The sequence below is a fragment of the Microbacterium sp. C23T genome (assembly GCF_053345975.1).
Window position 1 is genome coordinate 1 of record NZ_JBKFBD010000026.1, and the last position, 11,841, is coordinate 11,841.

Here is an 11,841-nt window from a genome sequence, read left to right on the forward strand (position 1 = left end):
CTCCGCGGACGAGGGATCGACAGCCTCCCAAGCATCAAGACGCAGGATCCGGCAGACTGAGCAAACGACAACCAGGTGGCCTAGTTTTCGCCCGTCGTTTTGGCCGGTTCTTCAACCGTCGTCGACAGGCGGATAGCGCCTTGGGCTGTTCCGTCTGCGCTTCGAACTGAGCGAACCCGTACCAGACCCACGCGACAGCCGACGCGAAAACGCCAAGCGACGCCAGAATCCAGAAGGCTGTCCGCGTGCCACGCGAGCCGCGATCAGACTTCACCTCTGCGGGGGCACTCACTCGGTCAGCCTACTCGGGACGTGCTTGGCAGACCTTCGCGCTCGCGGACCGCGTTGCGCAGGGGACGTCGTCGCCCGAATGACAAACGATCAGGGGCTTAGCGATGTGAGCGCGGCTGCCGCGGCACGTCGGAACGATCGCAACGCAAAGCCCCAGTACGAGCCAGAGGTGAGGCCGCAGGCGCGCAGCGCCGCCCGATGGTCGAGTGCCACCACCGTCGCGGCTCCTACCGCGACGCTCCACCACGCTACGAACACCAATACGCGCGCCGCGGTGGGCGTTGAAGCGAATCCGACCCTGAGTTGATCGATCTGGAATGCCAGGTGGTGCTCCTCGTCGAGTGCAATCCTCGTCCCAATCGCCCGGACAACTTCGTCCGGGCCCGAGCGCGCGAGCATTACGAAGTACGGCATGGCAACGGCCTCCGCTGCCAAGAACAGGGCCAGCTCAATGCGAAGACCGAGTAGCCGCCGCAAGTGCGTGAATGCTCGGTCCGACCAGTGAGCCGGCAGTGGCGACGCGCCGAGGTGCTGCAGACCACGTTTGAACAGCTCAGAGTGCAGTTGTTCCTCCACGACGAGCATGCGGAGCGCCTCCCGTTGCGCCGCGCCGCATCCCGAGGCTTTGCGCAGCAGGTGCTGTCCGTCGCCGCCTTCGCCGAGCTCGAACCTCTGGAACGAGTGAACGATCGCAGTCCGGACGTCATCGGGGAGATCTGCGGGCGAGTCCCAGTTCACGCTGGCTTCGATCGCCTCGTGGCGGGCACGGTTGCTGGTGAAATAAGTCACCCAACGGTCGAATGGATGCTCAGTGGACGCATTTGCACCGACGGGCACCACCGGAGTTTTCCCGTTCATCGCTGATCGCCTCCACGCCCGGGTCCGGTGGAATGCGGGCCGCTGCACGCTGGCAGTGGTTGCCGGTAAGCGTTCATGTGCTCAATGTGCCAGAAGCTGAGGGAGTGACTCTAACCAAACACGAGCAAGGACGGATGGGGGCGCGCGAGGGGACCGGCGAAGGCGCGGCTAAGAAGCCGGGCTGAGGACCCGCCGGAGTGAGCGACGACCGGGTGTTAACGTGTGAGCGGTTAGCGGAGGAGAGTGGATGAGGAGTCTGGCGCGGCTTGCATGGGGCGCGCTTTGCATTGTGATCTTCCTTGGCCTCGCGCTTATCGACGAAGCTCCAACGCGCGCAGGAGGACCGCTATTCGGTCCCACGCCGGCGACGCCACCCGATGATCGCGAGCGCGGTGGCCCCGATCAGGAGCGCGAGCCCGAGCAGCCAGAGCCAGGCTGCGATAGCGGGCATCGCAGCAGACAAGACGAGGCAGACGCTGGCGCCGAGGATCAGGGCGACCAGAGCACGTCGGCTGATCGTTTCGGTGCGAGCGTCACGTGTCACGTCAGAATGGCCCATCGTCTCCGTCAGACTCTCCCATTCGGAAGCCACGACCCACAATCAAGACATGGGGCACTTAACGACTGGCATTCGCGCGGAATCAGCCTCGTCTGACCGACCGCATATGCTCCTTGGGACACGAGGCCTAGGGAAGCGGATGATGACCGACGGGTCGGTGAGGGCGCTGACAATTCTGGGGTGCGCAACCCTGCTCACGCTGACCGGATGCGTGCCAGCGCCTTTCGCGTGCCCGGCCATCGGCTGGACGAACTCGCTCACCGTGGAGCTGGCCGGCGACACCTCCTCCGTCGCCACAATGCAGCTATGCACTAAGGATGGGTGTGCTCCTGGACCCAATCTCGACTCCAGCAATCCGCTCAGCCTGATCGCTCTCGTCGATCGAGACGGCGACGCGTGGGTCTTTTCGACTGACATGCTCGCGCTCGAGGAGATCACAGTTCAGACGCTCGCGGCCGATGGCTCCGTACTTTGGGAGACTCGCGTCAGCCCCGATTGGGAGCGCGTGGGAGGAACCGAACAATGCGGTGGCCCGAGCATCGCCATCGTGTCGCTCACTCCTTGACGAGACGTTGAGATCAACGCGGCCCGCTCGCGGACCCGCAACCGACACCAACGACCGGATGAGAGCGGCCAAAGAGCTCGGCGCTTCACTGTCGGAGGTTGGCGCTAGCGTCGACTCGTGATCGAGATCGCCCGAACCCGCCGCACGTCTAGCGCCTCGGCTTCGTTGTTCTTCGAGCGCTGGTGCGCTATCGAAACGCACCCCGAGTGGGCGCCGAGTATGGAGTACTTCAGGCTGTCAGAGCCCTTCGGCGTGGGCGCCCGCGGAGTCCTGAAAGCGGTCGGGGGTCAAGAGTCGCCGTTCCGCATCACGACGGTGGGGCCGGGCTTTGTCTATGCCGACACCACCGAACTCGATGGGGCGGAGTTGACCGTGCACCACGAGGCCGTTGCAGGGCTCGACGGTACCGAGGTCACACTGTCTGCATGGCTCGATGGGCCCGGCGAAGCGCATCTGGCAGGGGGAATGTCTGACGAGGTTCAGCACAGCCTGGAGCGCGACCTGGCTTCGCTCGCAGCGCTGGTCGAGGGCTAGCATCGGTCGGCGAGCCAGCCGATGGCGCCCGGCAATCGCACTGGCTGCGACGCCAGCGGCGGATAGATCGTTGATGGCTGCGTGCGTAGACCCGAGCGCGCCGCTATGCGACTCTGTGGGCATGAGACGGCGCAGCATTGTGGCAGTATTCGCGATGGCCGTCGCAATCGGCCTCGCGGGATGCTCGCCAGACGGTTCGCGCACGCCGCCAGTAGTGATGAAGATCGGCGAACTGCAGGGAGCGACGGTCCAACTGCTCACGCACCAGGTGCTGCAGATCGACCCCGGATCGCTAGCCGCCGACTCGATTCACGGCGTTGTCGCGGACACCGGTGTCGCCCAGTTCGTCGCAGGCGACGAAACCGACGACGGTACGTGGTGGCCGAAGGCGTACGGCGTAGCGGAGGGCGAGACCGCAGTGGTGCTTTCAAACTCGGATGGCGGCATTCAGGATGTCGAGTTCACCATCGAGGTATCGAGGTAACCGTCCGCGATGGATGGAGCGGCGGCCCTGCATTCGCCACTACTGGCCGCCCGCCGCAGGGGCATGGAACCGCTACCGGTCGACGCGGACGAGGCGCCGAGTCCCGACAGTCGGCCCAGGATTAGCGCGCTCAGCGACCGGCCATCTCGCGGCGCGTTACGAATCGAGACGCCTACCCCAGGAGGGCTATCCCGCCCGGGATCACCAGTGCGCGATCTCGCGGAGTATTCATCGGGAGGTCGTATGGTGTCGCGAGGGCACGAGCATCCATACTTTCGGCATGACGTTCCCCCCGCTGGGGCAGGGTGGCGACGCTCCCGGCACGGATGCTGGGGTGCCCGCCTGGTCCGCCGACGGCTATCGTCCCCCCGGCCTCAACATCGAAGGCGAATCAGCGCCCGAGACCTCCGGCGTTGAGCCGGCCCGACGGCGACGTCGAACGAAGGTCGCCTTGACGATCGGCGGTGGGCTGATACTGATCGCGGGGCTGATCGCGATGGGGGTTCCGGGGGGCCTGTTCAATCCCCGATACGACCGAGAAGCACCGGTCGATCTTTCAGCGTTCGAGGAGGTCGGCTGGGATCGATATGTCGACCTCACTGTGTACGACGACACCTACGAAGGCGAGCATTTCATCGCATACGGCACGATCCAGGGTGCGAGTGGGTCTTGTCCATCGGTCGCCTTCGTTCACAATGTCCAGTACATCGACCCGGACGAGTACTTCGAGTGGAAGTGCCTGCTCCCCGCGGCGGGAGATGTCAGCGATCCCGATCCTCCGGACCTGTCCGCGTTCGCAACCGGGACCCATGTGAAGATGTGGGTCACGGTGGTGACCGAGAAAATGCGGGGCGACGAGCGCTTCCCGGTCGACCTCAATAGCTTCGCCGTCCACCGTCTCGAGGAGATCCCCGCTCGCTGACCGACCGGGCTACGTGCGCTCGCGCGGTTCCGCCCTCCTGGCATTCTTACTGCCGCGGCGAGTCCCGTCGACCAGCATTGCCGCCGCCGGCACGACTGACGTGATACCGACGAACAAAGCGAAAGGATCGCCCGCGATCGAGCCGAGCGCGATGAACGTCACCGCGAAAGCGATAAACACGGAGCCCGCGACTAAGAGTGATCGCGGAGTCCAGTCCGTCGGGAACATGTGACCAGTATCGTGTGCGTGGAGTCGCGGACGCTCACCGATGGTCTCGCGCACATCGTGGTCGCGGGACCCGTCGGCATGGCGTCTTTGCCTGATCGCTCGCGCGTGGCGCGCTGGGAACTGACCCGACGCCACCCTCCGCACCCAGGGACCCTTGTTCTCACCGGGCATCGCTCTTGGCACGGCTGCCAGCTTCTAAGAGTCGGTGAACTCGGCTAGTGCACGACACCTTTGAAGACAGATATCCACTTTGAGACCCAGGCCACCTTCCCTGAGAGCCAAGTAACCTCCTCGGCGGCGAAGCCGGCCGTCTGCAGACTGCTTGAGAGCGTCGGCCACCGGGTCGTGCCGAGTTCTCGCTCCGCAGCGCCCCACGCTGCGATGCAGGGCGACGCTGCGGCTGCCACTGCGAACGTGCCAAAGAACTGGTCGGACCCTTCCGTGAGGTCCTGAACGGCCTTCGCGGTGTAGCCGCCAGCGAACGCGCAGGTGGCCACGGCCTTGCGCGCCTTGCTTCCGGACGCGAACATGTCCACGGCGGCCACCTGCGTCAGATTCTGGAGACGTCCGACGATGGTCTCCTGCACGAGCCATGCGGACGTCAAGATTGGATCGACATGCCACTCTATGCTCGCGACGCCCTGGAGGCCGGGACTCGCTAGCACCATTACATCTCCGGGTACCGCGAAAGTCCCGACGTCTAGCTGCTGAGCCGCCACCTCTTCTCGGAAGATCCCACCCGCAAGCTCCGACGAGTCCAAGTCCGCGGTGGCCTCGGCGTCGTCCGAATAGAACGCGAAGACGACACCTGACTTGTTCTCTAGGGTGGCGGCGGAGAGGTCGGAGTTGCCACAGACGATCGTGTCGTCGTGGTACTGCTCTTCATCGGGAATGTCGGTCACGAGGTCCAGCCGGTCTGGGTATGAGGCTGTACAGCCCGCCTCAGGCGCTGGCTCTTCGGGCACTGGCTCATCATCGTCCCCCGCACCCGTACAACCCCCGAGTGCGACAGCGAGGACACAAACAATAAGTGCGGACACGACGCGCGTGTTCATATCTACCTCCCCAGTGAGCAGACTGCTGCATTCTGGCATCAACCGGCTATGCGCAACAGAGGCGCGGCCGCCGAGCTCGTAACCCCACCACGACGCAAATGCACACCGAGCTCAACCGACTCATCCCCGACATGACCCTGGACGGTGTCGCGACGAGTTCGATCTAGGGAAAGCGTGGACTGTAGACCTTGCCCTCGCAATTGACCTCACCGACGGAGCGATGATGACCGCAGGACGACCGACATCCGCGCCGGCGGGACGCGGCGCGACGCGGGAAGCTAGCCGGCGAGGACGCGGTCCAGTTTCGCGAAGGTGCGTCGCCACCCTTCGGCATAGTCGTGTTCCGACGCACCGCGGAGGTCCTGGTGCACGAAACGCATGCGTGTTCCGGTGTCATCCCCCGCGAAGACGACGTTCACTCGAGATGCAGTGTTGGTTTCGCTGAGCCACGACCACGTGAACTCCAGCTCAGTCGGCTCCTCGACGCGGAGGTACTCGCCGGTGCTGGTGTGAAAGTCACCACTGGAATCTTGGAATGAGATGACGAAACGGCCGCCTGGTCGCACGTCGAGAGCTGCCGATGTCACGACACCATCGGGGTCGGATCCCCACCAGACACGCACGATCGTGGGGTCCGTCCACGCGGCCCATACCTTCGTCTGCGGTGCATTGAAGTGGTGATCGACCGTGATCGACGTTGCGGGCTCCTCGGCCATGCGACGAATGCTATCGCCGCGGATCGCACACGGCATGCCGAACGCGTGCCTGACGGGACTCAGGCTCGAAGTCCATCCACCCGTCCGTTTTAGCGATGCTTCATCGGGCCTCCGCTGGGTGGGGTCGTCCTAAACTCGCGGCGTGGACCTCATGGAGCAGCCGCGTTGACCCTCTTGCGGCGTGCTGATGCGCGACGAGCCCGGCGCATACCGGCGCCCGTCGTGCGGTCTTTTCATGGTCGTCGGTGACGTGCCGCCGGCCCCTACTTTCGACGGACCGAGCATCCGCGGCGGGTAGTCCGTATGCGAGACAGACGGGGACAGCCATCCGCACGCTCTCCGGGACCTTGTTGGCGAGCTGGGACTGTTCATTCAGTTCTTCCCGCAGCTGATCGATGCTCAGGGCCGGGTAGCGGCGCGGGTGGACCGCACGAACACCCAGATCACACCGAACACGGCCACCATGATCGTCACCACATACGCGAGCGGAACGAACACGCCGACAATTGCCGCGACCGCCGCCACCGCGAACGACACTGTCGCGGGCATCACTGCCGCCCGATGACCCTCACGCCACGCATCATCGCTCTTTTCCAGCGCCGGCAGCTTGACTCCGAAGTAGCGGTTGCGCCGCAACCGGCCGACGCTCGCAGCCAGGCACGAGATGACCAACACACCCAGCAGCGCCGTGAACACCCACGCCAACACAGCAAGGACCACGCCACACCCCCTTCTCTGAGTCGCAAGTCACTGCGTCGGCACATCTCCGAGCTGCGCCGCACGTCGGCCACCACCCCAACGCGTTCGACTGCCGAGGATCGGCCGCGCTGTAAGCATCCCACCACCGTCCAGAAATCGCAGCGGATCGCGCACCCAACGCATTCACAGACCCGCCCGCCAGAGGACTGCGTCAGTGAGGGACCGGCTTGTGAGTCGCGTGGCTCATGGATGAGTTTCCGGTGTCGTGGGTGTCGTCGTCTGCGCCTTCACTCTCGGAGCAGTGCGAGTTCGCTTCCCCAGTTGTCGATCATGCGCGTCAGCTGGTCGTCGCCCTGGCGCGCATCGTATGCATGGCAAGCGATCTCCACGCGGTGGAACGTTTCTCGGATCGCCGCTGGATCTCCGTCGATGGTTCGGTCTAGCAGCGACGGCAGCGACTGGCCGGGCCAGTCGGGCAGCGGATGCGTGCCCAGTTCCCAAAGCAGGTACTTGTTGTACGGGCGAACTCGGGCAGCAAGGGAGAAGATGACGTCCAAGAGCCACGCCACCGACTCAACGGCGTCGAGTCGGCGTTCGGTGGTGCGGCCGTCGCGGTCCGACTTCAGGGCGCGATACGCGAAATTGATCCACCCGTCGAGGCGATCATGGCGCAGCAGTACGGCCTGCTGCTCGTCCGGGGTGAGCGTTGCTTGCCGCAGTGCTGCGGCCACCACTCGTCCCCCTGCACGGTCGAACAGGACGGGCGCCCACGCGAATGCCCAGCGGTTCCACCAGTCATTGGTTCCGTACGGTGCGGCAGTCTCGAGCGCGGTCAACGACGTCGGAATCTCATCGACCGCCGACGAGTGGGTGACCGTTCGGTCGGCTGCGGCGGTGTCAGTCAGCACGACAAACACGTCAAGGTCCGAATGATGCGTTGCGAAGTCGCGGCCCGCCGAACCAGAGAGGATCAGACCAACGAAACCCTCGCCGTGGTCCCGCGCGTTCTGGCGCGCCAGCTCCTCGAGCAGCTGACGCGCCGATTCGTCGAGGTGCGCGGGGAAGTCTAAGGCGGGCTCGTCGACGCGCGGCATGCCCTAACCTTGCCAGTTCAACCGCGCGCACTGCACGCAGCTCAGCAAGCAACCGCGGGCGGTTAGAAACGCATGGATGGCGCGCATGGCGACCGCGCTACGCGCGACGTCCGCCGAACTCGCGCTACGGGAGCTACAACTCTATGACGACGCCGGCGTGCTGATTGACACCGCACTGTTCGGTGCCGTCGATGCGTACCCAGTCGACGTCAAGGATGCCCTCCTGGACGATCGCCCCGGCAGCATCAGAGACGCGGTATCCCATCAGTGCGGGAGAGTCGAGCAGCGTTGCCGTCCACCCAGCGACGCTATCGCCCTCGAGTCCGAATATCCCGGTTGCGATAGGTGTCGCCGTGGCTCCGACCTCGACCGGTTTCTCGACAGGCCCCGGTGTGCAACCCTCCCCGCTGCAGAGCTCAAGGCTCAGCCCGGCTGTGGGTGAGGACAGCTTGATCGATGCGGTGCTGCTGTAGCCGATCGCGGGGCACGCGAACGGGATGGGAAACGATGTACAGCCGGTGAGCGCGAGGATCACTGCGGCTGCCGCGATCGAAGAAGCGAGTCGTCGCATGGAGCCAGTCTCGGGTCGATCGGGTCTCGCGCGAGGAGATCGTTATCAGCCTGCGACTCCGCTTACGCTCACGCCCGTCCGTTCGGACACGGCCTCGCGCCGGCTGCGGAGACGGAAGGCCACCCAGCGCGCGAACGCGGTGCACCCGCCGCAGACCGCGGCGAAGATCAGCGCGAGAAGCAGAATCGGCGGCGCGATCGGCGCTCCAACCGCTGCCGCCCTTGCAGCCAACGCGACCACGGCGCCCGCAACGAACCCGAGGATGCCGAACGCGACCACGTGAACCCAGCGACGGTGAACGCTGCGCAGCGCCCACCCGAGCAGCCACGCGAACGGCGCGCCAAGCCAGGTGAGGGCCAAGGCGATGACGGCGTAGGCGACGACCGTGGCACCGAGGAGGGGTAGTCCCCCGGTGTCACGGAACGTGTCCGGGTATCTGATGCAGCCGTATGCAAGGGAGAGAACCATGAACGTCGCCCAGACCGTCAGCGTGTGGAGCGTGACGTCATGGAATGTGAAAGCCGTCACGTCTGTACGCCCGGGGGATGCCGCGTCGCCCGGGCGCTGCATCGCGTCATCCATGCCTCGCACTTTAGTAGTCGCCGGCGTCCGCTGGAGGACCGCTCAGCGAGCGCCTTCCCTGGCGCCACGACCGGCAGCCTGCGGGGTTGGTGGGATTCCGGGGCGCGTGTGGGGGATCGGAACGTCGATACGCTCGCAGCAGCAGACGGGAGGACAAGGGTTGCTACAGGCACTGGCGGTCGTCGCGGCGACCGGCATCGGGGCGGCAGTCACGGTTGTGGTGTTCTTCGCTGGCAACGGGAGTCTGACGAAGATCGAGCAGCTGTCCGCTGTCATCGAGAGGACTGAGCCAGGTCAGCATCGAGACGCGCTCGTCGCGGTTCGCGAGCAGATGACCCATCGGTATTTGCAGCGAGCGGCGCAGCCGGGGACGACGCAGGCGATACCGTGGCTCTTCACCGGAACCGCGATCATGGCTGTTGGCTTGTTCGGCACGATTGGTCTGACGCAGTTCCTGGTCGACATCACGCAAGCAACGATCGCGAGCGTCGATGACCTGCGGCCCTTCTCGGCCGTCACCTCCGCGGTCTCTGTCTCGATCTGTCTCGTTGGTCTGGCCGTTTCAGGCGTCGGTCTCGTCAAGATGTTTCGAGGGCGGTAGGCCACCGACCATCGGTCGCCGACGCGAAGGACGCGACGGCCGATCTCGCATCTCGTCGTGTCACGTTGCGCGTGACGAACATCGACAGCAAGATGTGGTCCTCGACAACGTGCGAACCGCATGTTGTCTTGTGAGGAGCGGACGGGTTCTGAGATGGCTGCGGTCGAGGATGTTCGGGCGCTGGGCGGTGAATTGGAGCGCTCGTACCATGTGTACGTGCGGGGGCGACTGAAGTTTCGCGTGGGGCAGCTCGTCTACGTGGCCTTCTCCCTCGATGAGACGGTGATGGGTTTCGCGTTCCCGAAGGAGGAGCGGGCGGCGCTTGTCGGCGGTAACCCCCGCAAGTTCCAGATGCCATCGGAGTCAGACATGCGCTTCAATTGGGTCGAGGCGGATTTGGCCTCGCTCGACCCGACCGAGGCTCGCGAGCTCGTCGTGGACGCCTGGCGCATGGTCGTCCCCGAGAAGGTGTCTCACGCGTACGACCTGATCCATCCAAACGGCCCGGGCTGAGGCACGGAGTGGAACTCGTGCGAACTCGTTAGGTTCGGGTCAGCGGCAGGCTGATGCCCCCTGATTCGGTAGGCAGACCTGCGCGGTCCAGGACCGCCTACGGGGCGGCCACAAAGGTCCCCTGGTGGAAGAGCATCTGCAGACGCCCGCCCTCCGACGACCAGATCGACGAATGCCGGCTGTCACCGTCAACGCCACGGATGAGGTAGGTGACCAACACAAGGTCAGGGCCCAGCTCCAAGAGTCGCCACTCGTCGGTGTCGGCAGCAACGCGTTGACGTTCGCCGGACAGCGCCGCCACGATCTCATCGCGCGACCACTCTCGCCCTGAGCGACCGATCTCCACAAAGTCCGGGTGCAGAAGCTCCACCACGCGCCGTGGGTCACGCCGAACACCTGAAGACAGCAGTTGCTCTTCGGCGGCACGAACACTCTGAAGATCCACCAGCCCAGAATTGCACGGGGCGCGACTCACCTCCGCGCAGCTCCACAGCGATCGGGTGTCGGCGGTGTGCCGGATGATGAGCACATGACCGGGCACACGCACTCGATTCCGCTCACGATCGACTACGTCGAGATCTCAGTCACCGACATGCAGGCCGCTCGTGACTTCTACGCCGCCGCCTTCGGCTGGTCGTTCACGACCTACGGCGACCAGTACTCGGGCATTCGCACCGCGGCTGAACTGGGAAGCGACGGCGAGGAAGCCGGCGGGCTGCTCCTTGCTGAGACCGTCACCCGAGGCGGCCCCTTCGTTCTCCTCTACGCCGATGACATCGACGACGCCGTGCAGCGCGTCACCCGGGCCGGTGGAACCGTCGTGAACGGTCCCTATGAATTCCCCGGTGGCCGCCGCTTCCACTTCCTCGACCCGAGCGGCAACGAACTCGGTGTGTGGTCGGCCTCGTAAGAGCGACGATCACGCCTCTTCGCTGGCGGACCGTACTGCGCCCGCTGACCCACCGCCGTCCGGCCTCGGGGCACTTGGCCGACTTACCGGCAGATGCCGCAGGCGCCGATCCGGAGCACATCTGTCTCGTTGACGCGGTCGTCCGACTAGGGCCAGCCTGTGAGAAACGAGTCATGCTCGTCATCACACCATTCGGATGGAGCCATTGCCGTGTCAGTATCACCGCACGAGTCGTTGATCCAGGACTACATCGAGGCCGTCTTCAATCGGCATGAATTGGATGATCTGGGAACGTACTGGGTAGAAGACCTTTCCTCTCATTGGATGGGCCAGGAGAGCCTGCACGGACTACCCGCGTGGCGCGACGCGATGGCCGCTTTCTTCACCGCGTTTCCGGATGTCACGTACACGCTCGACGACCTGTTCGTCGCCGGCGACCGCGGCGTGTGGCGAGGCCACTGGCGCGGCACCCAGCGTGGCAACTGGGCAGGAATCGCCGCGACCGGCAAGACGGTGGAGTGGACCGCCATCATCATCGGCCGCTTCGCCGACGACAAGCTCAAGGAGGACTGGGTCGAATACGACCGCCTCGGACTTTACCGACAGCTAGGCGCCATCCCCCTCAACGGTTGACCGCGAACCGGCCCGCGTGCCACAAC

Annotated in this window: 17 protein-coding genes; 8 read left to right on the forward strand and 9 right to left on the reverse strand. The window is 65.0% G+C overall.

The window, feature by feature from the left end; all coding sequences use genetic code 11:
• Nucleotides 1–381: 381 nt before the first annotated feature.
• A complete protein-coding gene (locus ACLBXX_RS14745; RefSeq protein ID WP_447658625.1) occupies nt 382–1,149 on the reverse strand; it encodes a ferritin-like domain-containing protein in 768 nt (255 codons plus the stop codon).
• A gap of 698 nt (nt 1,150–1,847) precedes the next feature.
• Here ACLBXX_RS14745 and ACLBXX_RS14750 point away from each other — a divergent pair.
• The 4 genes from ACLBXX_RS14750 (at nt 1,848) to ACLBXX_RS14765 (ending at nt 4,213) form a co-directional block, all read left to right on the forward strand.
• A complete protein-coding gene (locus ACLBXX_RS14750; protein ID WP_447658626.1) occupies nt 1,848–2,273 on the forward strand; it encodes a hypothetical protein in 426 nt (141 codons plus the stop codon).
• Between the two features lie 117 nt (nt 2,274–2,390).
• Nucleotides 2,391–2,807, forward strand: a complete 417-nt coding sequence (locus ACLBXX_RS14755) for a hypothetical protein (RefSeq protein ID WP_447658627.1) — start codon at nt 2,391–2,393, stop codon at nt 2,805–2,807.
• A gap of 154 nt (nt 2,808–2,961) precedes the next feature.
• A complete protein-coding gene (locus ACLBXX_RS14760) occupies nt 2,962–3,291 on the forward strand; it encodes a hypothetical protein (protein WP_447658628.1) in 330 nt (109 codons plus the stop codon).
• Between the two features lie 280 nt (nt 3,292–3,571).
• On the forward strand, nt 3,572–4,213 hold the full coding sequence (locus ACLBXX_RS14765; RefSeq protein ID WP_447658629.1) for a hypothetical protein: 642 nt from the start codon (nt 3,572–3,574) through the stop codon (nt 4,211–4,213).
• A gap of 9 nt (nt 4,214–4,222) precedes the next feature.
• Here the strand turns inward: ACLBXX_RS14765 and ACLBXX_RS14770 are convergent, their stop codons facing one another.
• The 7 genes from ACLBXX_RS14770 to ACLBXX_RS14800 all read right to left on the reverse strand — a co-directional run bounded on the left by ACLBXX_RS14770 (nt 4,223) and on the right by ACLBXX_RS14800 (nt 9,158).
• Nucleotides 4,223–4,441 carry a hypothetical protein gene (locus ACLBXX_RS14770; RefSeq protein ID WP_447658630.1) on the reverse strand — a complete coding sequence of 73 codons (219 nt, stop codon included), beginning with the start codon at nt 4,439–4,441 and terminating at the stop codon, nt 4,223–4,225.
• A gap of 215 nt (nt 4,442–4,656) precedes the next feature.
• Nucleotides 4,657–5,406 carry a hypothetical protein gene (locus tag ACLBXX_RS14775; protein ID WP_447658631.1) on the reverse strand — a complete coding sequence of 250 codons (750 nt, stop codon included), beginning with the start codon at nt 5,404–5,406 and terminating at the stop codon, nt 4,657–4,659.
• 368 nt (nt 5,407–5,774) lie between these two features.
• The gene (locus ACLBXX_RS14780) at nt 5,775–6,212 is read right to left on the reverse strand and encodes an SRPBCC family protein (RefSeq protein ID WP_447658632.1); all 438 of its coding nucleotides are present in this window, start codon (nt 6,210–6,212) and stop codon (nt 5,775–5,777) included.
• 399 nt (nt 6,213–6,611) lie between these two features.
• Nucleotides 6,612–6,932: an SdpI family protein gene (locus ACLBXX_RS14785; RefSeq protein WP_447658633.1), complete on the reverse strand. Its 321-nt coding sequence runs from the start codon at nt 6,930–6,932 to the stop codon at nt 6,612–6,614.
• Nucleotides 6,933–7,198: 266 nt separating this feature from the next.
• Nucleotides 7,199–8,005: a hypothetical protein gene (locus ACLBXX_RS14790; RefSeq protein WP_447658634.1), complete on the reverse strand. Its 807-nt coding sequence runs from the start codon at nt 8,003–8,005 to the stop codon at nt 7,199–7,201.
• Nucleotides 8,006–8,138: 133 nt separating this feature from the next.
• Complete coding sequence (locus tag ACLBXX_RS14795; RefSeq protein WP_447658635.1) at nt 8,139–8,576, reverse strand: hypothetical protein; 438 nt, start codon at nt 8,574–8,576, stop codon at nt 8,139–8,141.
• A gap of 45 nt (nt 8,577–8,621) precedes the next feature.
• A complete protein-coding gene (locus ACLBXX_RS14800; RefSeq protein WP_447658636.1) occupies nt 8,622–9,158 on the reverse strand; it encodes a hypothetical protein in 537 nt (178 codons plus the stop codon).
• A 160-nt stretch (nt 9,159–9,318) separates the two neighbouring features.
• On the opposite strand from ACLBXX_RS14800, the gene ACLBXX_RS14805 reads away from it, so the two are divergent.
• Entirely contained in the window at nt 9,319–9,759 is a 441-nt protein-coding gene (locus tag ACLBXX_RS14805) for a hypothetical protein (RefSeq protein ID WP_447658637.1), read from the forward strand.
• Nucleotides 9,760–9,912: 153 nt separating this feature from the next.
• Nucleotides 9,913–10,272, forward strand: coding sequence for an MmcQ/YjbR family DNA-binding protein (locus ACLBXX_RS14810; RefSeq protein ID WP_447658638.1), 360 nt, complete (start codon nt 9,913–9,915; stop codon nt 10,270–10,272).
• A 97-nt stretch (nt 10,273–10,369) separates the two neighbouring features.
• Here the strand turns inward: ACLBXX_RS14810 and ACLBXX_RS14815 are convergent, their stop codons facing one another.
• Entirely contained in the window at nt 10,370–10,717 is a 348-nt protein-coding gene (locus ACLBXX_RS14815; protein ID WP_447658639.1) for a nuclear transport factor 2 family protein, read from the reverse strand.
• Between the two features lie 84 nt (nt 10,718–10,801).
• Here ACLBXX_RS14815 and ACLBXX_RS14820 point away from each other — a divergent pair, with 84 nt between their 5' ends.
• Together ACLBXX_RS14820 and ACLBXX_RS14825 are read left to right on the forward strand one after the other, a co-directional pair.
• Nucleotides 10,802–11,182, forward strand: coding sequence for a VOC family protein (locus ACLBXX_RS14820; RefSeq protein WP_447658640.1), 381 nt, complete (start codon nt 10,802–10,804; stop codon nt 11,180–11,182).
• 234 nt (nt 11,183–11,416) lie between these two features.
• A complete protein-coding gene (locus ACLBXX_RS14825) occupies nt 11,417–11,815 on the forward strand; it encodes an ester cyclase (RefSeq protein ID WP_447658641.1) in 399 nt (132 codons plus the stop codon).
• Nucleotides 11,816–11,841 lie beyond the last annotated feature (26 nt).